Source organism: Thioalkalivibrio sp. AKL12, from assembly GCF_000377925.1.
Classification (GTDB): Bacteria; Pseudomonadota; Gammaproteobacteria; order Ectothiorhodospirales; family Ectothiorhodospiraceae; genus Thioalkalivibrio; species Thioalkalivibrio versutus.
This window is the reverse complement of record NZ_KB898889.1, coordinates 39,151-65,147: the sequence shown is the minus strand read 5'-3', so window position 1 is coordinate 65,147 and position 25,997 is coordinate 39,151. Positions and strand designations below refer to the sequence as shown.

Below are 25,997 nucleotides of genomic sequence, written 5' to 3'. Positions count from 1 at the left end.
GCAACGACCTTCACGACCGACGCCTGCATGCTGTATTCGCTGATCAAACTGCTGCGCCCGCACCAGTACATCAAGAACGGGTTCGTGTTTCTCGGCGTGGTGTTCGCGCACGAGTGGGGCGAACCCGGCACGGTGCTGGCGGCCAGTCTCGCCTTCCTCGCCTTCTGCGCGATCGCCAGCGCGGTGTACGTGCTGAACGACATCGTCGATGTCGAGGCCGACCGCCAGCATCCGACCAAGCGCGACCGCCCCATCGCCAGCGGTGCGATCAGCGTCCCCACCGCCTGGGCGATCTTCGCAACGGCGGCGGTCCTCGCGCTGGTCCTCGCGGCGATGGTCAGTACCTGGGTCATCGCGCTGATCCTGACCTACCTGGTGCTGAACGTGGCCTATTCCTGGTCGCTGAAGCACATCGTGATCCTTGATGTATTCAGCATCGCGGCCGGCTTCATGCTGCGCATCCTCGCCGGCACCCTGGGCCTGGGCATCGAGCCCTCGCAGTGGCTGCTGCTGTGCGGCCTGATGCTGACGCTGTTTCTTGGCTTCGCCAAGCGCCGCGCGGAGCTGGCCGACGACACCATCGAACGCCGCGGCAACGCCGATCGGCCGCGGCGCGTACTCGACGACTACAGCCTCAGCCTGCTCGATCAGTTCACCTCCATCAGCGCCGCCTGCACGGTACTCGCCTATGGCCTGTACACCGTCAGCGCGGAGACCATGGCCCTGCACGGCACCGACGGGCTGATCTACACCCTGCCGTTCGTGATCTACGGCATCTTCCGCTACCTGTTCCTGCTGCACGCCCGCGGCGGCGGCAACGACACCTCGCGCGACCTGGTCACCGACCCCCACCTGCTGGCCACTGTTGCGGTGTGGCTGGGGGTCACCATCGCCGTGCTCGCATGAGCACGGTACGGCTCTCCGGCTGGCGCCTGCGCGCGGTGATGTTCTCGGTCATCGTGGCCGTCGCCCTGTATCTCGGGGTCGCCCTGTGGGCCGGTGCGGACGAGGTCTGGCGCGCCCTCAAGCTGGTGGGCTTCGGCGGACTGCTGCTGGCCCTGGCGCTGTCACTGGTGAACTACAGCCTGCGTTTCACCCGCTGGCAGCTGTACCTGCGCACCCTGGGCCATGCCGTCCCGACCCGCGCCAGCCTGCACATCTACGTGGCCGGCTTTGCCCTGACCACCACCCCCGGAAAGGCCGGGGAAGCCCTGCGCGGGGTGCTGCTGAAACGCCGCCACGTACCCTACCCCGACAGCTTCGCGGCATTCGTCTCCGAACGCCTGTCCGACCTGATCGCGGTGGTGCTGCTGTCCATGCTGGGACTGACCCTGGTCGCCCAGGGCACCTGGCTGATCCTGATCGGTGCCGCCTGCATCCTGGCCGCGCTGGTGGTGCTCGCCTGGCGCCGGCCGCTGGCGTGGCTGCAAACCGTGAGCGACCGCCCGGGCCAGCGCCTGTGGCGCACCCTGCACCATCTGGTTACCGTCCTGCTGCAGGCGCGGCGCTGCCACCGGCCCGCCCTGCTGGCCGGCGCCACCGTGCTCAGCGTGATCGCCTGGAGCGCGGAGGCCCTGGCCTTCTGGTGGATCCTCAACGCCATGGGCTTCGAGGCCACGTTCGCCTTTGCCGCGTTCGTGTTCGCCCTGGCCATGCTGGCGGGCGCATTGAGCTTCCTGCCGGGGGGGCTCGGCGGCACCGAGGCGGTGATGATCGCCCTGCTGCTATGGGCCGACATGCCACCGGCCGATGCGGTCGCGGCGACCATGCTGATCCGCTTCACCACGCTGTGGTTCGCGGTGATCCTCGGCCTGATCGCGCTGGGCACCAACCCCGAGGCCCGCGGCCGCGAATTCCCGGACCCGCACCATGGCTAGGCTCGCCGCGCCAATCCCGTCATTGCGAGGCCCCGCAGGGGCCGCGGCAATCTCCCGAAGCTGTTCCGGGCGTTGGGGGCAGGAGACGGCGATAACTCGCTGCGCTCGCCCGTCGGGCCGGCCTGCGGTCGTTCAACGCGCTACGCGCCTTTGTGCCGCGGCCGCGCAGCGGCCTCGCAATGACGGGGACATTGGGCGCGCGGAGGCCATGGCATGACCGCCAGCTGGAACCGCATCCCTCGGGTGGAACACGCGGCCGAGGTCGCGCTCGGTCGCCGCGGGCGGGCATTGCCCGACGTGCCACGCCCCCTGCTCGCCCACGGGCTGGGGCGCAGCTATGGGGACGTCTGCCTGAATCCCCTGGCCTCGCTGCTGCACACGCCGGGGCTGGATCGCTTCGTGGCCTTCGACGCCGCCACTGGAGAGCTCACGGCCGAGGCCGGGGTATCGCTGGATGCGCTGCTGCGCTTTGCCGTGCCACGCGGCTGGTTTCCGCCGGTGGTGCCCGGCACGCGCTTCGTTACCCTGGGGGGTGCGATCGCCAATGACGTGCACGGCAAGAACCACCACCAGGCCGGCAGCTTCGGCGACCATGTACGCGCCCTGACCCTGCGTCGTTCCGATGGCCAGGTGCTGGAGGTCACCCCCGAGAACACACCCGACTGGTTCGCCGCGACCGTCGGCGGCCTGGGCCTGACCGGCCTGATCGAGACCGTGACCCTGCAACTGGCCCCGATCCGCAGCGCCTGGATGCGCGCCTGGTCGCAGCGCTTCGACTCGCTGGACGCGTTCTGGGAACTGAACACCCAGTCCGAGCGCGAGTGGCCCTACACCGTGGCCTGGATCGACTGCCTGAACCCGGGAGCCGGCGGCCGGGTCGGTCGCGGCATCTACAGCGGCGGGCGCCATGCGACCACCGCGCCGCGCAAGGACGCCTGGCACGAACACCGCCGCAGCATCCCGCTGGACCCGCCGGTGTCGCTGGTCAACCGCCTGACCCTGCGCGCGTTCAACCACCTCTACTACCGCCAGCCGGTGCACGCGACCCCGCGCGCGGTCCATCACCTGCCCTGGCTGTTCCCGCTGGACGCGATCCGGCACTGGAACCGGATCTACGGTCACAACGGTTTCTACCAGTACCAGTGCGTGCTGCCACCAGCGGCTTCAAAGGACGGCGTGCAGGCCCTGCTGGATGCCATCGCCGCCAGTGGCCAGGGCTCGTTTCTCGCGGTGCTCAAGACCTTCGGCGACCGCGCCGCCCCGGGCCTGCTGTCCTTCCCGCGCCCGGGTGCCACGCTCGCGCTGGACTTCCCGGAAAAGGGCCGCGACACCGAACGCCTGTTCGCGCGCCTGGACGCGATCGTGCAGGAGGCCGGCGGTGCCCTGTACCCTGCGAAGGACGCACGCATGCCGGCCGACGTCTTCCGCCAGGGGTTCCCCCGCTGGGAGGCCTTCGCCGAGTATGTGGACCCCGAATTCTCCTCCGGCTTCTGGCGCAGGGTGACTGCATGAACCCAATGAAGAACGTTGTCCTCTTTGGTGCCACCTCGGCCATTGCCTCTGCGGTGGCGCGGGAGTTGGTGGACACCGGTGCCCGGCTGTTCTGCGTGGCCCGCGACGGCGAGGCGCTGGAGGCCCTGCTGGCCGACCTGCGGGTGCGTGGCGACGACCCGGACGGCGCCCGCATCCTCGGCGCCACGGCGGATCTCGCCGACATCGACGGCCACGCGGCCATCTGGCAACAGGCGCAGGAGGCCCTGGGCGAGGTGGACAGCGTGCTGCTGGCCTGGGGCACCCTGCCCGACCAGGCGGCCTGCAACGCCTCGGTGGACGAGACCCTGCAAGCGATCCACGTCAACGGCACCAGCGCCATCGCCCTGCTCGCCCGCATCGCGCCGGACTTCGAGGCCCGCGGCCGGGGCGTGATCGCCGCCATCGGCTCGGTCGCCGGCGACCGCGGGCGCCAGAGCAACTACGCCTATGGCACGGCGAAGGGCATGCTCGCGATCTACCTGCAGGGGCTGCGCAACCGGCTGTTCTTCAGCGGTGTGGACGTGGTCACGCTCAAGCCCGGCTTCGTGCGCACCCCGATGACCGAGGGCTTCAACCGCGCCGGCGCCCTGTGGGCCGAACCGGAAACGGTCGCCCGGGGCATCGTCCGCGCCATGCACCGTGGCCGCGACGTGGCCTACCTGCCCGGCAAGTGGTGGGTCATCATGACCATCATCCGCCTGATCCCCGAATACCTGTTCAAGCGCCTCAAGCTCTAGGGAAACACTGATCCATGTACACACTCGCGTTGGAACCCCAGGTTTGCCGAGACCAGGCGCGGTGCGCAGCCGGTAGTGGTTCTACCGGCAAGGGCCGCAACGCAGGATCGGGGAACCTGGGGTGCCAACCCCACAAGCGATTGAATGCAGGGGCTCGGCCGCTTTTGCGTGGGAACGGCGTTGCGGTTCCCTTGTGCAGAATGACTGCACGGCAGTCACCGCGCCTTGTTCGCACGCAAAAGCGACTCGAGCGCGAGCGTGTACATGGATCAGTGTTTCCCTAGCCATGTCCGCCCCCACCCGGCCCGGCCCCGCGCGGCACATCGTGCTGTTCGATTTTGATGGCACCCTGACCCGGCGCGACAGCCTGTTCCCCTTCCTGCGTCACGCACTGGGGACAGTGGAATTCCTGCGACGCCTGCCGGACTGCCTCCCCGCCCTGACCGGCCTGGCGCTGAAGCGCCTCTCCAACCAGGACGCGAAGGAAGCCGTGCTAACCCGCATGCTGGCCGGCGAGACCCTCGCCCACCTGCAGGCAAAGGGCCGCGAGTTCGCCGAGGGCCGCCTGGACCGGCTGCTGCGCCCGGCGGGCATGCGCGCGCTCCAGACCCACCAGGCCGCGGGCCATGACTGCGTGCTGGTGTCCGCCTCGCTGGATCTCTGGCTGCAGCCCTGGGCCGAGCGCCACGGCCTTGCCGGCGTAGTCAGCTCGCGCCTGGCGGTCGATGACAGCGAACGCGTGACCGGGCGCCTCGACGGTACCAACTGCCGGGGCGCGGCCAAGCCGGCCGCCATCGCCGCCTGGCTGGCGACCCTGCCCCCGGAGGAGCCGGTGGACCTGGTCGCGGCCTACGGCGACAGCGACGCCGACCAGCCAATGCTGGAGCTGGCCCGCAGCGGCTACCAGCTGCGTCGGGGCCGCTTCCGGCGCGTCCACGGACCCGCCCTGGAGGACACCCCCGAGTGAGACCGACACCCACCGCGTGGCCGTGGCTCGCGCGCCACTACGGCGCGATCCTGCTGGCCGTCCTGCTGGTCAAGATCGGCATGGCATGGGCGCTGCCGATCACCGGCGACGAGGCCTATTTCCTCATCTGGGGCCATAACCCGGATCTGGGCTATTACGACCACCCGCCGATGATCGGCTGGTGGCTCGGCGCCATCCTGCCGCTGTCGGACCACCCGCTGGCGATCCGCGCGCTGGGCATCTTCGCCTCCATGGCCCCGGCGCTTGCGGTCTTTCTCTGGTGGCGACATACCGATCCGGTCCGGGCGCGCCTGGTCTCGCTGCTGGCGCTGTTCATGCCGCTGTTCTTCATTGCGGTCATCACCGCGACGGACACCCCGCTGATCCTGTTCGCCCTGCTCGCCACCGGCCTCGCCTGGCTGGCGCTGCGCACCGGGCGCGCGGCCTATTTCCTGCTCGCCGGGCTGGCCCTGGGGCTGGCGTTCCTGTCCAAGTACTTCGCGGTGCTCCTGGGCATCGCGCTGGGGGTGCACATCCTGCTGTTCGCGCGGCAGCACTGGCGCGGCCTCTTGCTGATCCTCCTCGGCGTGGTGCCGGCGGTCGCCCTCAACCTGTACTGGAACTGGGACAACTGCTGGTACAACGTGATGTTCAACGTCGTGAACCGGCATGGCGACGGCGGCTTCGACCCGGGCAACTGGCTGACCTACGCGATCCTGCTCGTCTATCTGTTCACGCCCTGGCTGCTGTGGTTCTACGCCCGCCAGTGGCGCGCCCTGGCCGCCGGCATCCGCGAGTACCAACTGGGCGTGTTCCTGTCCGCCGGGCTGATCCCGCTGATCCTGTTTGCCCTGCTCGCCCCGTTCAAGAGCATCGGGCTGCACTGGCTCGCCGCCTTCGCGCCCTTCCTGCTGCTGCCCGCGCTGTTCCTGGCCCGACGCTCGCTGACGCTCGGCGGCTGGCTCTCCGGGGCCCTCGCGATGCTGCACGCCGTCGCGATCCTGACCCTCGCGCTGATGCCGGTGGAATGGCTGAAGGGCCAGGACCGCTACGCCGACGCCGTGTTCTACCTGGCCCCGGAATCGGTGGCCGGGGTGGTGGGCGAATACGACGCGGACTGGCACGTCTTCACCCGCAGCTACTCGCGCTCGGCGGTACTGGGCTACTACGCCGGCCGCGAGGTCGGGGTTTTCGGCCCCGGCTCGCACTATGGCCGCCAGGACGACCTGCTTACCGACTTCCGCGCCCTTGACGGCGCCAACCTGCTCTACGTCCCTACCCGCGGCGAGCTGGATCCGGCGCAGGTCGAGCCCTACTTCGACGAGGTGCGCATACGCGAAGTCACCATCCGCGGCGTCGACTGGACCCTCGCCGAGGGCCGCGGCTTCGACTACGCCGCCTACCACGAGGACGTCCTGCGCCCGACCCTCGAACGCTACTACGACATCCCCGCCTGGCTCCCCGACGGCCGCTGCGCCTTCCGCGAGCGCTACGCCGACACCCCGTGACCCCACGGGGCCTTCTGAGCGCCCCAAAAATCCCGCCCCCCCCCGTTCAGACGGGGCCCGACGCGCCATGAGGCGCCAGAATCCCTGTACCCGCCCCATTTCGCGGGTCTTCGTGTTTCGTTCACACAAGGATTCCAGGGAGACTCAGGATGCCAGTATTTCGACCCACCCCGCTCAGTCATGCCGTTTACCGTGCTCTGAGGCCGCGCGCCTCCGCCCGCCGCCACTGGACCATCCCCGGACTGGTGGCCCCCGCTATCCTCGCCATCGGGATCAACGGAGCCGGCGCCGATCAGACCGAATGGACCGACGGCGTTGCGGCCAACTTCGACTGGTTTCAGGACGGTAACTGGGATCAGGATGCCCCCGATGCTGACACCGAGGCCCTGATCCTCGACGAGGATGACCGCGTACAGATTGCTGATACGGGAGCGGAAGCCGACGGGATTCAACTCCTTGACGGAGAGCTGGAAATCACGACGGACGGTTCGCTCGAAACCCACGACGATTTCCGCCTCCAGGGAACCGCGAACCTCCGGGTGGAAGGCGCCGTCGTCACCAACGCCCGTGTCGACATCGGGAGATGGCCTTCCGCCGACGCAGAAGCCGTGATCTCCGGCGGTAATGCGGAATGGCAGCACAACAGTCTCAATTTCAATTTGGGTAGGGCAGGTGGCACCGGCACACTGGTCCTGGAGGATGGCGCCCGATTCGAGCAGGGATCGGGAACCACCTTCATGGGGAACAGTGCGGACTCGAACGGAACCATCCGGATCACCGATGCAACGCTTGTCGGGGACTCCTTGCTAGTCGGTACCTCGGGAACCGGCACGCTCGAAATGGACGACGAAGCCATTGCCGAACACTGGGACGCCGACGTGGGCTTTCACGAAGGCTCCAGCGGATCGGTTGAAGTCGATGATGCGGAGTGGGACATCACGACCTATCTGGCCGTCGGGCGCGGCGGTCACGGGGAGTTGACCATCGCCAACGGCGGTGAAGTCACCAGTGGCAATACCTATCTTGGCTTTGACGCTACCGGTCACGGGACTGCGAGCGTCACCGACGACGACTCCAGCTGGACCACCAGCAATCTGACGGCCGGATGGAGCGGTGAAGGCCACCTCGACATCCGGAACGGGGGCGAAGTCAACAGTACAAATGTCTTGCTGGGTCGATTGGCCTCGGGACGGGGCGAAGCCACCATTACCGACTCCGGTTCTCGCCTGACCGCGCAGGGAGCCCTGGCCGTCGGCGATGCCGGCAGTGGCCAGATTGAGGTCCTGGACGGTGGCGAACTGGTCACCGAAGGGATGAGCCACATTGCCCACGGTGAAGACAGCGATGGTTTCGTCCGGCTCCGCGGTCCGGGTTCCCGCTGGGAGGCGGGGGACGACATCTTCGTCGGAGAAACGGGCGAAGGAGCACTCCACATCGTTGACGGCGCTCGGGTCGAGGCCGGTGAACGCGTCCTTGTGGCCGACGAATCCGGCTCGGAGGGTTCCGTTGTCATCGACGGGTCCGATTCGATGCTGGAGATTACCGGCCAGGGCACGGAGTCCGTCCTGGGAATCGGGATCGGAGGCGAAGGCGACCTCGAGCTCAGCAACGGCGGTGAAGCGGAATCCATCGTCGGTGGGCTCGGCATCGAGGACGGCGCCCGGGGAACGGCGACGATCCGGGGCAACGGATCCGGATGGACGGTGCACGACGGGCTGTTTATCGGCTTTGATGGCTCGGCCGATCTCGCAGTCCGCGACGGAGGGCGGGTCACCGTCGGGGGCGAGAGCTGGATCGGACACGAATCCGGTTCTCATGGCGAAGTCAGCATCACCGGACCGGACTCGATTCTGCAGACCGGCGACACCCTGCGAATCGGGCGCCTCGGCCACGGCCAGCTGGAGATCCTGGATGGCGCCCAAGTCGAAAGTCAGTCCATGGCCTCACTCGCGGTGCATCCGGGCAGCAGCGCCAGCGGGCGGGTGGCGGGCCCCGATTCCACCTGGGAAGTAGGCAGTCTTCTGCGCATCGGGAATTCGGGCACCGCACGGCTCGACATCGAAGACGGAGCGACCGTCACCAGCGATAGCGGGTGGATCGGCTTCAACGACCGTGGTGATGGTTCCGTGTACGTCTCCGGATCGGACTCCGAGTGGATCGTATCCCAGAGCCTCAGGGTCGGCTACAACGGCCGGGGTCATCTGGAAATCGCCCCGGATTCCGAAGTCTCGGCCGGACGCCGGGTGATCGTGGCAGACGATCCGGATGCGCGGGGAACACTGGTGGTCAACGGGACCCTCGCCAGCCAGGACGGCCTCGAAGTCGAATCCGGAGGCCAACTGGGAGGCGACGGACAGGTTCATGGCGACGCCACCATTCGCGGGATGCTCGCACCCGGCAATTCCATCGGCAGTCTGACCATCAGCAACGGCGACCTGACGCTGGACCAGGACTCGGTGTACCGGGTGGAAGTCAACGATGGTGGCAATACCGCCGGGGTCAACAACGATTACGTGACCGTCGAAGGTGACATCCATATCGACGACAGTGCCAGCGTGCACGTCACCGCCGAAAACGGCACCGATGACGGAAGCACGTGGGACCCCGAAACGACGTACACGATCCTCAACGCCGAGCAGGCGGTGTACGGCGAGTTTGGCGATGTCACCGATGATTTCGCATTTCTGGAATCCGAACTGGGCTACGGTTCGGATCAGGTCTATCTGACCCTGACTCAGGTGGCGGATTTCGTTGATGTAGCCCGTACCCGCAACCAGCGGGCCGTAGCGGGCGGCCTCGATGAACAGACGCAGAATGCCGACATGTCTCCCGTTCTGGATGCACTCATCGCCATGGACGAAGACAACGCCCGCGCGGCGCTGGACGACCTGTCCGGCGTCGACCACACCCACGTCCAGCAGATCGGCCTGCGGGGCGCCCAGCGTTTTCGTGCCGGCCTCACCGGCCGCATGCCCGGGCCCGGGGACGCGCAGGCCCCGCGCGAAACCGCCAGCCTGGAGCAGCTCGCCGGCCTTCAGCTCACCTCCGCCGGACAGCCCCGGGGGCTGCTGGACGACTCCCCGGAAACCTCGCGGGGCTGGTGGGTCAATGCCGAAGGTGGCCGCGGTGACATCGACGACACCCGCAACGCCAGCGGCGCCGACTACCGCTTCAGCGGCCTCACCGTCGGCTTTGATGCCCCGGTTTCCGAGGAACTCCATCTTGGTGCGGCCATGGGATACACCCGCAACCGCGGCGACACCGCCGGGGGCGATATCGACGTCGATTCCGTCCATCTTGCCGGCTACGGCGGATGGCAGCGCGATGCCCTGTATGCCCGCGGCAGCGTCGGCATGGCCTATCACAGCACCGATACCGAGCGCTTCGTTGACACCGTCGGCCGCACCGCGGAAGCAGACTACTCCGCGCGCGGCGTGGGCATGCGGGCCGAGGGTGGTTACACCTTCGAGATCGGCGACACGGCCCGACTGACCCCGTTTGGCGGACTGGACTATGAGTATCTGCGCCGCAGCGGGTTCTCGGAATCCGGCGCCGGGGCCGCCAATCTGGATGTGGATCGCGAAAGCGAATACTCCCTGCGCAGTCAGGCCGGCGTGCGCTTCGATCAGGCGTTCGAAACCACCGGCGGCCGGGTCGCCCCCTACGCCGAAGCTGCCTGGGTGCACGAGCACGGCGACCGCTCCAGCCGCATGGACACCGCCTTCGCGGCCGATACGTCCACGCGCTTCACCATCGAGGGTCCCCGCCTCAGCCGGGATCGCGTGCGAGTCGCCGCCGGTCTGGACGCCCGCCTCAACGAGGATTCCTTCCTCAATGTCGGCTACCAGGGCGAAATCGCCTCCTCCGACGACCTCCACGCCATCGGCCTGACCTTCCGGCGCAACTGGTAAGGCTCCTCGCAGGCCGCGCCCCCTCCATCCGGAGGGGGTGTCCCGGATCACGTTCCGGCACACTGTTTCCAGTGCGCGAGTTCCCCCTTCTTCCATGGGGCAGGATTTCGCGCGACACTGCCTTCGAACTTGTGGTTACCATCCGTCCGGAGGTTTTCATGTCCGTCGTCCGAATTTCATCCGCCCGGCGCGCATGCGCCCGGCATTCTTGCAGCCCTGGTGGCCATGCTGCTCGGAAAGATGGGGATGGATGTACTTTGACGCGCACACCCGCAGCTACTCGCGCTCGGCGGTTCTGGGCTACTACGCCGGCCGCGAGGTTGGGGTGTTCGGGCCCGGCTCGCACTATGGCCGCCAGGACGACCTGCTGACCGACTTCCGCGCCCTGGACGGGGCCAACCGGCTCTACGTCCCCACCCGCGGCGTGCTGGACCCGGCGCAGGGGGAGCCCTTCTTCGACGAGGTCCGGGCCAAAAAGGTAACGATCCCCGGCGTCGAATGGTCGATTGGCGAGGGCCATAGCTTGGACTGCGCCGCCTACCACGAACAGGTCCTGAACCCGGCGCTGGACCGCTACTACGACTTCCCAGACTGACTCCCCGACAAGGCCGCTGCGACTTGGTCGGCCGCCACGCCAATCCCGCCATTCATTAGCCTCTCTCTTTTTCACCTCCGTTACGTTTCCCCCTCCGAACAGACGGGGCCAAAGCGCCCCCCCGCGTTCAGAATTGCGATACGTGCCACACAAGGTGGCGAAGTCCGCTTTGTCCAAGTCAGAATCCGGGGGGATTTAGCATGCCAACATTTCCGCAGACGTCCATCAGCCATGCCGTACGCCGTGCACTGCCGCAAGGTCCACTGCATCGTCGCGTGATCTCCGCTTGCCTGCTAATGCCCTCCGCCCTGGCCATCAGCATCGGCGGCGCCACCGCTGACACGCCAGTCGAGACGCGTTGGACCGCCGGCGATCAAGATGACAACTGGGTTGAAGATGGAAACTGGGACGAAGGGGCCCCTGTTCCTGGCTCGGATTTGTGGGCCACCATCAACGACAGTGACGCCGTCGTCGTGCTCAACAACGAGACAGGCGAGACGGGCCGGCTGAGGCTGATCAACGGGCAGCTGGAGGTCCAGGACGACGGCGAACTGAATCTGGAACTCCTTCAAATGTATTTTGGCCGCATGGAGATCAACTCTGACCAGGAAGCGGCCGAGGTTAATTCGACCCGTAGATCATCAATCGGGACCTTTCCTTCAAATGATGCAACCGTCGTAATTTCAGGAGACGACGCCAAGTGGATTCAAGAAGAAGAGGAGCTGACGGTCGGCTGGGCAGGAGAAGGCACGCTTCGCATCGAAGATGGAGGTCGCTTCGAGCAGCTCAACTCCTCCCCCGTCGTCGCAGGCTTCCGGGAAAATGCAACAGGGACCATCATTGTTGACGGGGATGGATCGACATTTGAGGCGGAAGGGTTGCTGGTCGGAGACGCCGGAACAGGCACGCTCCGGATTGAGAATGGGGGCGAGGTCACCGTGCAGGAGGGTCCCCTGAGTGGTAGCCACGAAGTCGCTCTCGGTGTAGAGGAAACCGGTGACGGCACGCTCATCGTTACCGGCGATGACTCTACCTTGGATACGAATGTATTACGGGTAGGCCAAGCGGGACACGGCCACATGGATATCCTGGACGGAGCGACGGTTGCTTCTACCACGAACTCCCATATCGCATCCGCCTCCGGCAGCACAGGCATCGTGAGCGTCGGCGATAATGCGTCTTGGAATACGGGGAACAATTTCCGGGTTGGAAACCACGGCGCTGGTGAGTTGTTGATTGAGGGAGACAACGCTTTAGTATCGAGCCGCAGTAATCCGATTCTTGGTTACTGGTCAGGATCTGAAGGCACCGTCCGCGTCACCGGCTCGGGAGCCCGGTGGGAAATCAGCGAGTCGACGACTGGCAATCTTGACGGAAGACTTACGGTTGGGATTCTTGGCCGTGGGCATCTTGAAATCGATGACGGAGCGGAAGTCGACGTCCTGGGCCGCGGCCGAATCGGGGGGGCTGCTGAAGATGACCCGCTGAGCGAAGCCGTCGTTAACGGCGAGCTGACGGCGGACGTCATTGATGTTCACGCACGCGGGCGCCTGTCCGGGACTGGTACCGTCACCGGTACAACAACTATCGAAGGGCTGCTTGCACCCGGCAATTCTATCGGTTCTCTCGCTGTGGACGGCGACCTGACGCTGGACGACGGATCGACCTTTGTGGTCGAGGTGGACGACGGGGGTAATGTCGCGGGCGTAAACAATGACTCGGTCACAGTCTCGGGCCAGTTGGACATCGACGGCGGCGCATCGGTGCACGTCACCCCCGAGGACCCAACGGCGGATGGCAGCTCCTGGGCACCTGAAACCACCTACACCATCCTCACGGCAAACCAGGTGAACGGCGAGTTTGGCTCCATCAGCGATGACTTTGCCTTCCTGTTCCCGCAGTTGTCGTACGACGATGAGAACGTGTTCCTGACACTGATTCAGGGCAGTGATGTCGCCAGCGTCGCCAGGACACCGAACCAATTCGCGGTGGCAGGGGCGATCGACACCGCAACCCAGAGCGGCGGTCTCGAGGACATCGTCGCCAACGTGATTGTCATGGACGAAGACTCTGCACGTGCGAGCCTGGATGACCTCTCCGGGGTCGACCACACCCATGCACAACAGATCGCCCTGCGCGGCGGCCAGCGCTTCCGAGCCGGGCTTATTGGCCGCCTCACCGGCCACGCTGGCGCCTCCACCCTTGGCGAAACCGCCAGCCTCGAACAGCTCGCCGGCGTCCAGCTCGCCTCGGCCGGGCAGTCGCGCGGCCTGCTTGGCGAGGATGCGGAAACCGCCCGCGGCTGGTGGGTCAGCGCCGAAGGCGGCCGCGGCGACATCGATGACTCCTCCAATGCTACCGGTGCCGACTACCGCTTCACCGGTCTCTCCGTCGGCTTCGACGCCCCGATATCCAACTCGCTGCACCTCGGCGCTGCCATGGGCTATGTCCGCAACCGCGCGGATACCGCCGGCGGCGATGTCGATGTCGACTCCATCCACCTCGCCGGCTATGGAGGCTGGCAGCGGGATGCCCTCTACGTCCGCGGCAGTGTCGGCGTGGGTTATCACAGTGCCGACACCGAGCGCTTCGTTGCGACCGTCGGTCAAACCGCCGAGGCTGACTACTCCGCAACCGGCATCGGCTCGCGTATCGAGGCCGGCTACGCCTTCGAAGTGGGTGAAGCCGCAACCCTCACCCCGTTCGGTGGGCTCGACTACGAGTACCTGCGTCGTAACAGCTTCTCCGAATCCGGCGCCGGGGCCGCCAACCTCGAGGTCGACCGTGAGAACGAATACTCCCTGCGCAGCCAGGCTGGTGTTCGTTTCGATAAGGCGTTCGAAACCACCAATGGCTACATGGCCCCCTATGTCGAAGCCGCCTGGGTCCACGAACACGGCGATCGCAGCAGCCGCATGAACACTGCCTTCGCCGGCGACACCGCCACTGGCTTCACCATCGACGGCCCCAGTCTGAGCCGAAACCGCGCCCGCATCGCAGTCGGACTCGATGCCCGCCTCAACGGGGATTCCTTCCTCAACGTCGGCTACCAGGGCGAAATCGCCGGGTCGGATGACCTCCACGCGGTCGGAGTATCTTTCCGACGTACCTGGTAAAGGGCCCCACGGGCTCGGTCCCCTGACGGGGGCCGAGTCTTATCCGCTTGTTATAAACGTCGAGGCATGGTCCGAACTTTCATAGCAGGGGCCTTTCGCGAGAGACTCCTCCGAACGGGTGAGTCCCACCTTCCGGAGGCTTTTTAATGTCTGTCATTCGAATTCATCAACCATGTCGACGCGCGCTCTGCGTTCCAACACTGCTGGCCATCCTGATCACCCTTCCAGCAGGCGCGTTCGCCGGAAATTCCGGCGTGACGAATGGAGGGTTCGATCCGATGGCCAAACCCGAAGGCGAGGTCATCCTTCGAGTCGAAGGAGCGATCCAGCATGCCAACGACGGGGACGGCGCCTTACTCGACCGCGCGATGCTGAACCTTCTGCCGCAAAGAGACCTCAAGACCACCACGGTGGTCACTGACGGGGTCAACCATTTCGAGGGCTTCCTGATGCGGGATCTGCTGGAAGCACTGGGCGCAAACGGGAAAGAAGTCGTGGCCGTGGCCCTCAACGACTACATCGTCAATATCCCAATGGAGGACTTCCACGACTATGACGTCATCATCGCCCATACTCAGGATGGCGACACGCTAACCCGGCGCGACAAGGGCCCATTGTGGATCGTCTACCCGCGCGACAATCACGCCGCGCTGGACGACATCCGCTACGACTATCGCTGGGTGTGGCAGTTGCAACATCTAAAGGTGCGATGACAGCCCAGCCAGCCAGCGAGCAACGAGCGGCACTCGGGCATGCGCCCGGCCGCGGCTCCATCAGCAGCCTGCGCCGTGTCTCCACGTATGTCCTCCCACTACTGGCAGTGGTCACCTTTGCGACCTTCCTCAGCATATCGCTGGTGCAATTGCACGATTTGGAGCAGGACATGCGCCGCAACGTGGACGAGAACATGCTTTGGGTCATCACCCAGGCACAGGTCGCCAGCCACCGCCTGGATGAAGAGGTCCACCGGCTGACTCTCGGCGACATCGATGCCCGTCCCGGGCTGCGTTATGACGTGCTCACCAGCCGCCTGGCCCTGCTGGATGCCGGGCCGCAGCGGCGGTACCTGCGGCGCATCAATCAACAAGAACGATTGGACCGCAGTCTCGAACACTTGGCCCAACTGGAACCCCTCGTCGACGATGTCGCCAAGGACAACACCGAGGCCACGAATGCCGTCTACGCCGAACTCAAGCCGCTGATGTCGGCCCTCAATCGCATTGCGAATACCGTGATGATGGAGGAGTGGGAGACCACGGGGGATCGGCTGGACGAATATCGCGCCAGCCTGATCCTAGCCATCATCATGATGGTCGGAATCCTCGTTAGCGGGATCATCCTGACGACCCTGCTGATGATCGCCCTCCGTCAGCGCCGGCACGCCCAGGCAACCCTCGCCGCGCACCGTGACCGACTGGAGATCGAGGTGCACAGGCGCACCCGCGACCTGGAGGCCGAACGCCGGCACGTAGTGGATGCGATCGATACCGCCCCGGACGGATTCGCCGCTTTCGACGCCGATGGCCGCCTCACTCTGCTGAATCCGCAGTTTTCCGGCCTGCTGCCACTGCCCGAGGACGCCCTCGAAGAGGGACAGTCGCTCGCATCCCTGCTGGACCAGATCCGTGCCGTCACCCGGCCGGATACCGAACACGCCGACCCGGAGGCCATCAGCGCCGACGACGGCGCCCAGTACGACCTGGAAGTTCCCGGACGCGGCTGGGTCCAGATGACCCTGCGCCGCACCGACGACGGCGGCCAAGTCCTGCGCCTCGCGGACATCACCAGCTACAAGGATGCCGCACACAATCTCGAACGCTCACTGAAACGCGAACGCGGCGTCAGTGAGTTCTACCGCAGTTTCGCCTCCATGGTCTCGCACCAGTTCCGCACTCCGCTGGCCATCATCGATTCGGGCCTGCAACGCCTGCTGCGCCGTGGCGATGACCTGGACTACACCGCTCGCCAGGGACGTTATCGCCAGCTGCGTGACACCGTGGCGCACATGACCCGGCTGATCGAGAACGCCCTGACCTCCGCCCGCCTCGAAGGCGGACACGTGGCGGCCGAAGCCGGCACCTGCGACCTGCGACCGCTTGTTGAACAAGCGGTGGAGACCCAGCGCCAGATCACTCCGGACAACCCCGTGCACTTGAGCATTGAACCCGAAGGTCCGATATGGACCCGCTGCGACCGTGCGCTGGTCGAACAGATCCTCGCCAACCTGCTCTCGAACGCCGGCAAATACTCTCCCGAGACCGCACCCATCGAGATCGAGCTGCGCGCCGCCCCGGACAAGGTCGTCTGCCACGTCATCGATCACGGCATAGGCATCCCCCCGGAAGACCAGATCCAGCTGTTCGATCGGTTCTTTCGGGCCCGCAATGCCGCGCGCCACACCGGCATTGGCCTGGGCCTCGGGATCGCGCGCCAACTGGCACGCATCCAGGGTGGCGACCTGACCATGCAGTCGGAAGAAGGCGAAGGGTCTACATTTTCGCTGGAACTCCCGCGAGGACAGGATAAGGATGAGCAACTCCACATCGAATAAAACATCCATCCCGGCTGCGCGCGTCCTCTGTGCCGAGGACGAACCCCTACTGCGGCGGGACATCTGCGAGGAATTGAGCGAAGCCGGCTTTGTCGCTATCGAGGCGGCTCATGGCGTCGAAGCTTTGGAACAGATCGACGCTGTGCGCCCCGATCTGATCCTCTGCGACATCAACATGCCCGGAAGAAATGGCTACGAGCTGCTGGCCGAGGTTCGCGCCCGCGGCCCGGATCTGGCCGAGACGCCGTTCGTATTCCTCACTGCGCTATCCGACCCACGTGAGGTGGTGGACGGCAAGCGTGCGGGTGCCGACGACTATCTGGTTAAGCCCGTCGATTTTGACCTCCTGCTGGCGACGGTTGAGGCGCGCCTGCGCCAGGTCCGCCGAATGCGCGAAAAGACCGAGGACGAATTCGCCCAATTGCGGCGCACCCTCAACGAACTCGGGCAAAGGCAAAGTCGCACGAGCCTCGATATCGCCGCGCGCGCCCTGGACCCGGTGGCACCCGGCGTCATTCTGGTCGACGGCGAGAATCGCATGCTGCTCGCCAACCGCGCCGCGCAACGCATGGCCAGCCAAACAATGACGCTTACTGAAGGACGAACTCCAGAGCCGGCGCATGCCGAAGATGCTCGCCGCCTGCGCCAAGCCCTGCGGCAGGTCCTTGACGCCGGCGAGACCTCGAGCGACGCCATCGAATGCATGCGCCTGACACGTGATGGCCACCAACGTGACCTGCTGGCCATGATCTACCCTCTTCCCCACAACCACGGCGATGGCAACGACACCCACGGTGACAAGGATCCTTCCGCTGTCATCCTGTTGTCCGATCCCGAACAACGCGCCCGGCTACCGGGAGACGCCCTCGCACGGCTTTTCGACCTTACCCCCACCGAAGCGCGCATCGCGCTGGCGTTGGCCGACGGCCTGCGCCCTGCGGACATCGCGCGCGAGATGGACATTTCAAGCACCACCGTCACCTTCCACCTGCGCAACCTGTTCCAGAAGACCGACACCCATCGCCAAGCCGAATTGGTCGCCTTGGTGCTGGCCGGATCGCTGACCCTCGCCTTCGAGCGCGAGGAAGACGAGGTGCGCGTACGCTAGGTCACCATCCGCGGCGTCGAGTGGAGCCTCGCCGAGGGCCGCGGCTTTGTCGACCGCTATACGACCGGGCCATGAGAGGCTACGCAGGCACCACCGGAACCGAGACCGGTTCAAAGCAGTCCCTTGCCTGGCGCGCTAGAGTAGGACCACGTTTCAACATCGGAGACCACCCTGATCATGCCTATGGCCATCCAGTCTTTTCGACACGTCCGCCGCAGCCCTTTCGTTGCCATTGTTGCGCTGTTGCTCACGGGCCTCGCCGCCCCGGGGGCGGCGCAGGACATGGGACAACCCGGCCAACCGCAGCAGCCCGTGCAGCAGGAGCCGGAAACCACCGTCTACCAGGACTGGGAGGTCGCCTGCATCGACACCCCGAACGGCGAGCGCTGCCAGATGCAGCAGACCCTGCAGATTCAGGACGAACAGGCGCAGGGACTGTTTCTGCAGGCCACCATCCGCCGTGAAGGTGACCAGCATGTGATCGAGGTGCTGGTGCCGCTGGGCGTGGATCTGCGACCCGGTATCCGCATGCAGGTCGATGACGCGGGCGAGGAAATGGACGCCGGCTACGTGACCTGCGTGCAGCAGGGCTGTGTCGCCGGACGCGAACTGAACAGCCAGCAGATGAGCGCGCTCCGAGGCGGGCAGGCCCTGACCGTGGCCTTCCGCGCCCTGCACCAGGAGCAACCGTTCGTCTTTGACGTGTCCTTGATGGGGTTCACCGACGCCAGCAACGAGCTGAGATAAGAGCGCCAGGATCACCTCGGCACCTCCGCCAGTCAGCGACTCGATGACGCCCGCGTCTCGCTCCTCGCAACCGAACCCCGGCTTCCCCGGCCGCGCGCGGTCACGTGGCAGGCGGGCGATCGGGACTGCGGCCGCGGCCGCGCTGCTGTGGTGGGTACTCGCGGGCCACGAGGCCCTGCTGGAACCACTGGCCCTGCTGGCGATCGTTCTGGCCGGTAGCGCCAGCCTGCTGCTGCCGACCGGCCGGCCGCTCCCGTTACGCCTGCGCGCCCTGCCCGGCCTGCTGGGCTTTTTTCTTCGCAACTCGTTTCTGGGCGGCCTGGATGTCGCGCGCCGCGCCCTGGATCCGCGCCTGCCAATCCAACCGGCGTTCGTGACCTACCGAACCGAACTGGCCCATGGGCCGCCGCTGACCCTGTTCATGGCGGTCATTAGCCTGTTGCCCGGCACGCTCAGCATTCGGCTGGAGGGCCGGTTGTTGACCCTGCATGTGCTGGATCGCGACGCCGACACCCGGGCGGCGCTGATCGCTCTGGAACGACGCATCCGGGCCGCCTTCCGCGACCCGCGTGACGACCGCGACAAACGCAACGGGAAAACCTCGTGAGCGTCTTCTACCTGGCCACGGCGCTGTTCCTGCTGGGCACCATCCTGCTGGGTCTCGTTCGGGTACTGCGCGGGCCGGGTTCCGGGGACCGGATGCTGGCCGCGCAACTATTCGGCACCACCGGGGTGACGATCCTGCTGCTGCTGTCGCTGGCACTGGAGGAATCCGCCCTGGTGGATGTGGCGCTGGTCTTTGCGCTGCTGGCGGTGGTCGCGGCCGTGGCCTTCGTCCGCCAGCACGGCCTGCCGGAACCACCGGATACCCCGATCCACCGCCAGCACGCGGAATCCGCCGAGCCGGAGGAGCCGAACGATGATCGCTAATACCCTGACCGTGGTCCTAATCCTGGCGGGGCTCGTGTTCTTCGCCGCCGGCACCGCCGGGCTGCTGCGCTTCCCCGACGTCTACTCGCGCCTGCATGCGTTGACCAAGGCCGACAACGTCGGGCTCGGGCTGGTGGTACTCGGACTGATGTTCCAGGCCAGCGGTCCGGCGGACATCCTCAAGCTGCTGCTGATCTGGCTTCTGGTCCTGGCCGCGGGGACCACCGCCGCGCACATGGTGGCGCAACGAACCTGGACCCACGGGGAGTTCGAGTCGGATCGATGAACGGGCTGCTGGTCCTCTTCGATCTGGTCCTGCTGGCCGGCATCGTCGGGGTGGCCTGGCGCTGCCTGGCGAGTACCGACCTGTTCCGGGCCGTGGTGCTGTTCATTACATTCGGATTGCTGCTGGCGCTGGCCTGGGTGCGGCTGGAGGCCCCGGACATCGCGCTCGCCGAGGCCGCGATCGGCGCGGGCATCACCGGTGCCCTGCTTCTGGTCACGCTGGAACGCCTGCGCAGCATCATGGCGGAACGTCGCAGTGGCCGCCCGCATACGCCCCCGCCCGACCCCACCGGGCCGCATGCCCTGCTGCGGGCGCTGCACGACCCGCCGCCCGAACGCCGGACCTTTATCCCCGCGCTGAGCTTTGCCCTGGTGGTCGGTGGACTGCTGGTCACGGCGCTGTGGCACCAGCCGCATTCCACCGGGCTGGAACCGGTAGTGGATGCCCACATGGACATCTCCGGCGTCGATCACCCGATCACCGCGGTGCTGCTGAACTTCCGCGCCTACGACACCTTCCTCGAGCTGGCGATTGTCCTGATCGCACTGCTGGGCGCGTGGTCGCTGGGGCGACATGACCTGATCCCGGCGCGTCCGGCCCCGGGCCCGATCCTGCCCGGCACCCTGCGCCTGCTGGTCCCGGTCGCGATCGTCACCGGGGTGTACGTGCTGTGGGCCGGGAGCCACGCCCCCGGCGGGGCCTTCCAGGCCGGGGCCATCCTCGGCGCAGCCGGGATCCTGCTGGTACTGGCGCGGCCCCGCCAGCTGCCGATGGCACCAGGTGCGCCGCTGCGCCTGGGCATAACCGCCGGCGTCGCCCTGTTCCTGCTCGTGGGGCTGTACGGCCTCGTGGCCGGACACGGCTTTCTCGGCTATGCGGACGCCTGGGCCTACCCGCTGATCCTCCTGATCGAGGTCGCGGCGACGCTGTCCATCGCACTGGCCCTGGTGGCCCTGTTCGTGGCCGGGCGCCCGGCCGGGGACGACGCATGAACGGCCTGGCCGAAACGCTGGCCCACACGCTGGCACCGGGCCTGTTGTACCCCACCGCTGGGGCCATCCTGTTTGCCCTGGGGCTGTACGGGCTGATCCGCCGGCACCATCTGGTCCTGCGCATCCTGGCCCTGAACATCATGGGCTCGGGCGTGTTCATGGTGCTGCTGGGTGTGGCCGCCCGCGGCGAGGGCCCGCCGGACCCGGTGGCACAGGCCCTGACCCTGACCGGCATCGTGGTCGCGGTCAGCGCGACCGCCTTCGCCCTGGCTTTGGTGGTGCACCTGACGCGGCTGACGGGCCATGCAGTGATGCTCCCCGGGCCACCGGACGACGACGCCCCGGTGGAAGACATCTCGCGCGGCGAACATCACGCCGACGGCGGCCCCGCCGCCTCGGACGAGGATCGGCCCTCGTGACCCCGGCAAATGCCGAGTGGCTCCCGGCGGCGATCGCCGGGCTGGTCGCGCTGTCGCTGGTAGTGGCCGTATTGGCGACGGCCTGGCCGCGCCAGGCCCATCGCGTCGGCCTGCTGGGGGCGCTCGCCATCACAGCCTGGGTGCTCGGTCTGAGTGCGCTGTTCCTGAACGCCGGGCCGGATCCGGACGCCGCGGCCACACGGGTGGCACTGGGGGGCTGGGAGGCCCCGCTGGGCCTGATGCTGCATCTGGACGGACTGTCCATGACCCTGCTGGTGCTGACGGCCGTCGTGGGGCTTGCGACCAGCCTCTACAGCCTGGGCTATGTGCATGATCGGATCGAGCGGCGCCAATTCTGGCCCTTGTGGCTCTGGCTGTGGGCCGGCCTGAACATGCTGTTTCTCTCCGGCGATGCCTTCAACCTGTACATCACGCTGGAGGTGGTCTCGCTGTCCGCGGTGGCGCTGGTCGCCTTCACCGGAACGGCCGCCGCGGTCTCCGGCGCAGTGCGCTATCTGCTGGTCAACATCCTCGGCTCGCTCAGCTTCCTGATGGGGGTGGTGCTGCTGTTCGGGGAGCACGGGGTCCTCGATCTGGTGCTGCTGGAGGCCCGCACCGAAGCGGGCCCCACAGAACGCATGGCTGCCGTACTGATGACCGCCGGGCTCATGCTCAAGGCCGCGCTGTTCCCGCTGCATGTCTGGCTGGCGCCGGCCCACGGGTCGGCCCCGGCGCCGGTCAGCGCGGTGCTCTCAGGGCTGGTGGTCACCGGGTCGTTCTATCTGATCCTGCGTCTGTGGATGGGCGTGTTCGCCCCGCTGGCCACCCCGGCCTTCGGCATCCTCGTCGGGCTACTGGGCGTGGCGGCGCTGGTCTGGGGCTCGCTGCAGGCCCTGCGCGCCGGGCGCCTCAAATCGATTGTGGCCTATTCCACCGTCGCCCAGTTCGGTTATCTGCTGATCGCCTTCCCGCTGATGCTGGTGGACCCGGGCGCCTGGCGGGTGGTGGTGTTCTTCGCGGTCGTCCACGCGCTGGCCAAGGCCTCGGTCTTCCTCGCGGCGGGCACGCTGCAGCACGCCGCCGGGCATGATCGGCTGGCCGACCTGGGCGATGTACTGCGGGCGCGGCCGCGCACGGTCTTCGCCCTGGGGCTGGCCGGCGTCAGCCTGATGGGGCTGCCGTTCACCGGCGGATTCATCGCCAAGTACCTGCTCCTGGAGGCCGGCCTGGGCACGGTCCTGGCCGGTAGCGTCATCGGCGTGCTGTGGGTGCTGGCGATCGCCGGCGGCGGCCTGCTCGCGGCGGCCTACATATTCCGGATGGTGGCCCCGGCCTTTCACCGCGGACACGAAGATGCCGGCGAGGCGGTCTCGCCGTGGATGGACTGGGTACCGCTGGGCCTGGCGACTGTCGCGGCGCTCGCCGGGCTGGCCGGGACGCTGACCCTCAACACGCTCGCGCTGACGCCGGGGGCCCCCTGATGGACGGCGGCTGGCTGCTGCTCGCGATCCTGTTCAGCTCCCTCGGGCCGGGGATCGCGATCTTTTTTCTGCCCGAGCATCGCCAGGGCCTGCGTACCGCGCTGAACCTGGGTGGCGCCGGCACCAAGCTGGCACTGGTCGGAGTCCTGCTGGCCGGGGTGCTGCGCGGCGACGAATACCGCTTCAGCCTGCCGCTGATGCCGGGCATCGACCTGGTCCTGGCCGCCGATGCGTTGTCGCTGCTGTTCGCGAGTCTTTCGGCCGTGCTGTGGTTCGTGACCACCGTCTACGCGATCGGCTACCTGGAGGGTTCGCCCCGGCGCAGCCGCTTCTTCGGGTTCTTCTCCTTGTGCGTCAGTGCGACGGTCGGCATTGCCCTGTCCGGCAACCTGATCACCTTCCTGATCTTCTACGAGATCCTGACGCTGGCGACCTGGCCGCTGGTGGTCCATCGCGGTACGCCGGCGGCGCTGCGGGCCGGACGGCTCTATCTCGCCTACACGCTGACCAGCGGACTGGTGCTGTTCACGGCGATTGTCTGGCTCACGCTCCTGGCCGGAGCCGAGGGCTTCACCCCGGGCGGGTACCTGGACGGTCTCGCGGAGACGCACGCGACCACCCTCCAGATCCTGTTCGTGCTGCTGATGATCGGCTTCGGGGTAAAGGCGGCGCTGGTGCCGCTGCATTCGTGGCTGCCCATCGCGATGGTCGCGCCGGCGCCGGTGAGCGCGCTGCTGCACGCCGTGGCCGTGGTCAAGGCCGGCGCCTTCGGCATCATCCGCGTCGTCAACGACGTCTATGGAACCGAGCTGGCCATCGAACTGGGCCTGACCGCCGGGCTTTTGGTGGTGGCGGCGATCACCATTGTCTACGGTTCCATCCAGGCCCTGCGCACGGACGACCTGAAACAGCGCCTGGCCTTCTCCACCATCAGCCAGGTTTCCTACATCATCCTCGGCGTGGCGCTGGCCGGGCCGCTGGGGATCATCGGCGGACTGGTGCACCTGGTGCACCAGGGCATCACCAAAATCACCCTGTTCTTCTGCGCCGGCAACTTCGCCGAGACCCTCGGCATCCACCGCATCAGCGAGCTCGACGGGGTCGGCCGGCGCATGCCGCTGACCATGCTCGCCTTCACCCTCGGGGCGCTGGGCATGATCGGCCTGCCACCGCTGGCAGGATTCGTGACCAAGTGGCACCTGGGGCTGGGGGCGCTGGAGGCCGGCATGCCCTGGGTGCTGGGCGTGCTGGTCCTCAGCAGCCTGCTGAACGCCGCCTATTTCCTGCCGCCGGTAATCCGTGGCTGGCTCGGTGAGCGCCGCGAGCCGTGGCATGAACCGCTGCACGCACATGCCGGGCCGACCCGCTTCGAGACCCACTGGATGCTGCTGTTTCCGGTGGTCTTCACCGCTGCCCTGGGCCTCCTGGTGGGACTCTTCGCCGGGCTGGGGCTGAGCCCGCTGGGCTGGGTCAGCCTGATCGTGCGGCGCGACTATTCGCTGCCGGAGTTCGGGCTGTGAGCAGCATCCTCCTGCTCGCCGTCCCACTGCTGCCGTTACTGCTGGCGGTATTTATCGGCCTGCGCCCGGGGCAGGCGCGGCTGAACCGCCTGGTCCCCTGGGCCGCGCTCCCCGGGCTGCTGCTCGCCGCCCTGGCCCCGACCGGGCTGGAGGCGACCTTCGATAGCCTGCTGATGGGGACCCACCTGGCCGTCGACCCAACCGGGCGGGCGTTTCTGGCCCTGACTGCAGGCCTTTGGCTGGCAGCCGGACTATTCGCCCTCGGCGAGCGGCGTGACGACGCCCGGCGCGAGCGCTTTTACGTGTTCTGGCTGCTGGCCCTGGCCGGGAATCTGGGCCTGGTCCTCGCGCAGGACGCGGCATCGTTCTACCTGTTTTTCTCCCTGATGAGCCTCTCCGCCTACGGGCTGGTGGTCCACTCCGGAAAGCCGGAGGCGTGGCGCGCCGGGCGGGTGTACCTGATCCTCGCGGTACTGGGCGAGGTCCTGCTGCTCGCGGGCCTGCTCCTGGCCGTCCACGCCGCAGGGCAATCCAGCCTGGCGGCGGTGGCAGCCGCCCGCCCCGAGGGCTGGGCGCTCGCACTGCTGGTCGTAGGCCTGGGGATCAAGGCCGGCATGCTGCCGCTGCACTTCTGGCTGCCTCTGGCCCACCCGGCGGCCCCCGTACCGGCCAGCGCCGTGTTGTCCGGGGCGATGATCAAGGCCGGGCTGCTGGGCTGGATGCGGTTGCTGCCGCTAGACGCCACCGGGCATGCGGTGCTGGGCGAGACCCTGGTCCTGCTGGGCCTGGCAGCGGCCTTCCTCGGGGTCCTGGTGGGCGTCCTGCAGGTACGACCGAAGACCATCCTCGCCTACTCCAGCATCTCGCAGATGGGGCTGATGACGGTCGGCATTGGCCTGGCCCTGTTGCTGCCGGAGGCGCGCGGTTGGCTACTGGGCGCTGTCACGCTGTACGCCGTTCACCACGGCCTGGCGAAGGGCGCGCTGTTCCTGACGGCCGGGATGCAGAACCAGTGGCCGAGTACGCCCCTGGCCCGGGCCGCGTTTGCCCTGTTCACCCTGTTGCCGGCCCTGGCCCTGGCCGGGCTGCCGTTCACCAGCGGCGCGCTGGCCAAGAACACGCTAAAGGGCCCGCTGGCCCCCGACGCCCTGCCCGGCTGGCTGGCCCATACGGAGTTGCTGCTGACCCTCGCCGCGGCAGGCACCACCGTGCTGCTGCTGCGTTTCCTGTGGTGCTGGCAGGCCGGGCTGCAGGCACCCGCCAACGGACTTGACCGGCACCGGTGGTGGGCCTGGGGCGCACTTGCACTGACGGGGTTGTTGCTCCCGTTCGGGGTCCTGGCCGTCGGGCCCGGCGGCCTGCCCGTCGAGCCTCGGGACCTCTATGGCCTGGCCCTGCTGTGGCCGATCGCCCTCGGGCTCGTCCTCGCCGGCATCGCCTACCGGCTGATCCGTGACGGCGAGACCCCGCGCGTGCCGGAGGGCGATCTGGCCGCCCTGGCCGAGGCCGCCTGGAGCGGCGCCCGGCGTACACACCGAAACCTGGCCCTGCCACCACCCCGGCCGCGCCGGATGCCGGCACGCCTCCGGCTACTGCGCCTGAAACTGCGCCAGCGCCTGGAAGACGCCGAACGCGTCCTGACCCGATGGGAGACCATCGGGTTGCTGTTCTCCGCCGCGATGCTCGGGCTCTACCTGACGCTGCTGGTCGGATAGCCCC

20 protein-coding genes and 1 pseudogene are annotated in these 25,997 nt (G+C 67.2%); all 21 read left to right on the top strand.

Annotated elements, in window-relative coordinates; translation table 11 throughout:
* Positions 1-27 precede the first annotated feature (27 nt).
* The 21 genes and pseudogenes from D579_RS0100300 (at position 28) to D579_RS0100185 (ending at position 25,993) form a co-directional block, all read left to right on the top strand.
* Positions 28-906 carry a decaprenyl-phosphate phosphoribosyltransferase gene (locus D579_RS0100300; protein WP_018950715.1) on the top strand — a complete coding sequence of 293 codons (879 nt, stop codon included), beginning with the start codon at positions 28-30 and terminating at the stop codon, positions 904-906.
* Positions 903-1,877, top strand: coding sequence for a lysylphosphatidylglycerol synthase transmembrane domain-containing protein (locus D579_RS0100295; RefSeq protein WP_018950714.1), 975 nt, complete (start codon positions 903-905; stop codon positions 1,875-1,877). The genes D579_RS0100300 and D579_RS0100295 overlap by 4 nt, the downstream gene beginning before the upstream one ends.
* A gap of 213 nt (positions 1,878-2,090) precedes the next feature.
* Positions 2,091-3,389 carry an FAD-binding oxidoreductase gene (locus D579_RS0100290; RefSeq protein ID WP_018950713.1) on the top strand — a complete coding sequence of 433 codons (1,299 nt, stop codon included), beginning with the start codon at positions 2,091-2,093 and terminating at the stop codon, positions 3,387-3,389.
* 5 nt (positions 3,390-3,394) lie between these two features.
* On the top strand, positions 3,395-4,147 hold the full coding sequence (locus tag D579_RS0100285) for an SDR family oxidoreductase (protein WP_018950712.1): 753 nt from the start codon (positions 3,395-3,397) through the stop codon (positions 4,145-4,147).
* A 286-nt stretch (positions 4,148-4,433) separates the two neighbouring features.
* The gene (locus D579_RS0100280) at positions 4,434-5,114 is read left to right on the top strand and encodes an HAD-IB family hydrolase (protein WP_018950711.1); all 681 of its coding nucleotides are present in this window, start codon (positions 4,434-4,436) and stop codon (positions 5,112-5,114) included.
* Positions 5,111-6,622, top strand: a complete 1,512-nt coding sequence (locus D579_RS0100275; RefSeq protein WP_018950710.1) for a glycosyltransferase family 39 protein — start codon at positions 5,111-5,113, stop codon at positions 6,620-6,622. Before D579_RS0100280 ends, D579_RS0100275 begins: the two co-directional genes overlap by 4 nt.
* Positions 6,623-6,771: 149 nt before the next feature.
* Positions 6,772-10,533, top strand: coding sequence for an autotransporter domain-containing protein (locus D579_RS14420; RefSeq protein WP_018950709.1), 3,762 nt, complete (start codon positions 6,772-6,774; stop codon positions 10,531-10,533).
* Positions 10,534-10,801: 268 nt separating this feature from the next.
* Positions 10,802-11,187 (top strand): annotated as a pseudogene (locus D579_RS0100265) (hypothetical protein); the annotation flags it as partial.
* A gap of 141 nt (positions 11,188-11,328) precedes the next feature.
* Entirely contained in the window at positions 11,329-14,244 is a 2,916-nt protein-coding gene (locus D579_RS14415) for an autotransporter domain-containing protein (protein ID WP_081621670.1), read from the top strand.
* A 146-nt stretch (positions 14,245-14,390) separates the two neighbouring features.
* Positions 14,391-14,957: a molybdopterin-dependent oxidoreductase gene (locus tag D579_RS0100240; RefSeq protein WP_026289387.1), complete on the top strand. Its 567-nt coding sequence runs from the start codon at positions 14,391-14,393 to the stop codon at positions 14,955-14,957.
* Entirely contained in the window at positions 14,954-16,795 is a 1,842-nt protein-coding gene (locus D579_RS0100235; RefSeq protein WP_026289386.1) for a HAMP domain-containing sensor histidine kinase, read from the top strand. The genes D579_RS0100240 and D579_RS0100235 overlap by 4 nt, the downstream gene beginning before the upstream one ends.
* Entirely contained in the window at positions 16,773-17,903 is a 1,131-nt protein-coding gene (locus tag D579_RS0100230; RefSeq protein WP_018950702.1) for a response regulator, read from the top strand. Before D579_RS0100235 ends, D579_RS0100230 begins: the two co-directional genes overlap by 23 nt.
* A gap of 177 nt (positions 17,904-18,080) precedes the next feature.
* Positions 18,081-18,650: an invasion associated locus B family protein gene (locus D579_RS0100225; RefSeq protein ID WP_026289385.1), complete on the top strand. Its 570-nt coding sequence runs from the start codon at positions 18,081-18,083 to the stop codon at positions 18,648-18,650.
* A 43-nt stretch (positions 18,651-18,693) separates the two neighbouring features.
* Positions 18,694-19,257 (top strand): Na+/H+ antiporter subunit E, encoded by a 564-nt coding sequence (locus D579_RS0100220; protein WP_018950700.1) that lies wholly within the window; start codon positions 18,694-18,696, stop codon positions 19,255-19,257.
* Positions 19,254-19,580 (top strand): monovalent cation/H+ antiporter complex subunit F, encoded by a 327-nt coding sequence (locus D579_RS0100215; protein ID WP_018168621.1) that lies wholly within the window; start codon positions 19,254-19,256, stop codon positions 19,578-19,580. Before D579_RS0100220 ends, D579_RS0100215 begins: the two co-directional genes overlap by 4 nt.
* Positions 19,570-19,866 carry a monovalent cation/H(+) antiporter subunit G gene (locus D579_RS0100210; RefSeq protein WP_018168620.1) on the top strand — a complete coding sequence of 99 codons (297 nt, stop codon included), beginning with the start codon at positions 19,570-19,572 and terminating at the stop codon, positions 19,864-19,866. The genes D579_RS0100215 and D579_RS0100210 overlap by 11 nt, the downstream gene beginning before the upstream one ends.
* Complete coding sequence (locus D579_RS0100205) at positions 19,863-20,858, top strand: hydrogenase subunit MbhD domain-containing protein (protein ID WP_018950699.1); 996 nt, start codon at positions 19,863-19,865, stop codon at positions 20,856-20,858. Before D579_RS0100210 ends, D579_RS0100205 begins: the two co-directional genes overlap by 4 nt.
* On the top strand, positions 20,855-21,277 hold the full coding sequence (locus tag D579_RS0100200; protein ID WP_018649842.1) for a cation:proton antiporter subunit C: 423 nt from the start codon (positions 20,855-20,857) through the stop codon (positions 21,275-21,277). The genes D579_RS0100205 and D579_RS0100200 overlap by 4 nt, the downstream gene beginning before the upstream one ends.
* A complete protein-coding gene (locus tag D579_RS0100195) occupies positions 21,274-22,758 on the top strand; it encodes a complex I subunit 5 family protein (RefSeq protein WP_018950698.1) in 1,485 nt (494 codons plus the stop codon). The genes D579_RS0100200 and D579_RS0100195 overlap by 4 nt, the downstream gene beginning before the upstream one ends.
* Positions 22,758-24,278 carry a complex I subunit 5 family protein gene (locus D579_RS0100190; RefSeq protein ID WP_018937822.1) on the top strand — a complete coding sequence of 507 codons (1,521 nt, stop codon included), beginning with the start codon at positions 22,758-22,760 and terminating at the stop codon, positions 24,276-24,278. Before D579_RS0100195 ends, D579_RS0100190 begins: the two co-directional genes overlap by 1 nt.
* Positions 24,275-25,993, top strand: a complete 1,719-nt coding sequence (locus D579_RS0100185; protein ID WP_018950697.1) for a complex I subunit 5 family protein — start codon at positions 24,275-24,277, stop codon at positions 25,991-25,993. The genes D579_RS0100190 and D579_RS0100185 overlap by 4 nt, the downstream gene beginning before the upstream one ends.
* Positions 25,994-25,997 lie beyond the last annotated feature (4 nt).

Bases quoted from the DNA above. Each gene is read 5' to 3' on its own strand.
- D579_RS0100300 (WP_018950715.1), top strand. From the start codon at position 28: ATGCTGTATTCGCTGATCAAACTGCTGCGCCCGCACCAGTACATCAAG.
- D579_RS0100295 (WP_018950714.1), top strand. From the start codon at position 903: ATGAGCACGGTACGGCTCTCCGGCTGGCGCCTGCGCGCGGTGATGTTC.
- D579_RS0100290 (WP_018950713.1), top strand. From the start codon at position 2,091: ATGACCGCCAGCTGGAACCGCATCCCTCGGGTGGAACACGCGGCCGAG.
- D579_RS0100285 (WP_018950712.1), top strand. From the start codon at position 3,395: ATGAAGAACGTTGTCCTCTTTGGTGCCACCTCGGCCATTGCCTCTGCG.
- D579_RS0100280 (WP_018950711.1), top strand. From the start codon at position 4,434: ATGTCCGCCCCCACCCGGCCCGGCCCCGCGCGGCACATCGTGCTGTTC.
- D579_RS14420 (WP_018950709.1), top strand. From the start codon at position 6,772: ATGCCAGTATTTCGACCCACCCCGCTCAGTCATGCCGTTTACCGTGCT.
- D579_RS14415 (WP_081621670.1), top strand. From the start codon at position 11,329: ATGCCAACATTTCCGCAGACGTCCATCAGCCATGCCGTACGCCGTGCA.
- D579_RS0100240 (WP_026289387.1), top strand. From the start codon at position 14,391: ATGTCTGTCATTCGAATTCATCAACCATGTCGACGCGCGCTCTGCGTT.
- D579_RS0100235 (WP_026289386.1), top strand. From the start codon at position 14,954: ATGACAGCCCAGCCAGCCAGCGAGCAACGAGCGGCACTCGGGCATGCG.
- D579_RS0100230 (WP_018950702.1), top strand. From the start codon at position 16,773: ATGAGCAACTCCACATCGAATAAAACATCCATCCCGGCTGCGCGCGTC.
- D579_RS0100225 (WP_026289385.1), top strand. From the start codon at position 18,081: ATGCCTATGGCCATCCAGTCTTTTCGACACGTCCGCCGCAGCCCTTTC.
- D579_RS0100220 (WP_018950700.1), top strand. From the start codon at position 18,694: ATGACGCCCGCGTCTCGCTCCTCGCAACCGAACCCCGGCTTCCCCGGC.
- D579_RS0100210 (WP_018168620.1), top strand. From the start codon at position 19,570: ATGATCGCTAATACCCTGACCGTGGTCCTAATCCTGGCGGGGCTCGTG.
- D579_RS0100205 (WP_018950699.1), top strand. From the start codon at position 19,863: ATGAACGGGCTGCTGGTCCTCTTCGATCTGGTCCTGCTGGCCGGCATC.
- D579_RS0100200 (WP_018649842.1), top strand. From the start codon at position 20,855: ATGAACGGCCTGGCCGAAACGCTGGCCCACACGCTGGCACCGGGCCTG.
- D579_RS0100190 (WP_018937822.1), top strand. From the start codon at position 22,758: ATGGACGGCGGCTGGCTGCTGCTCGCGATCCTGTTCAGCTCCCTCGGG.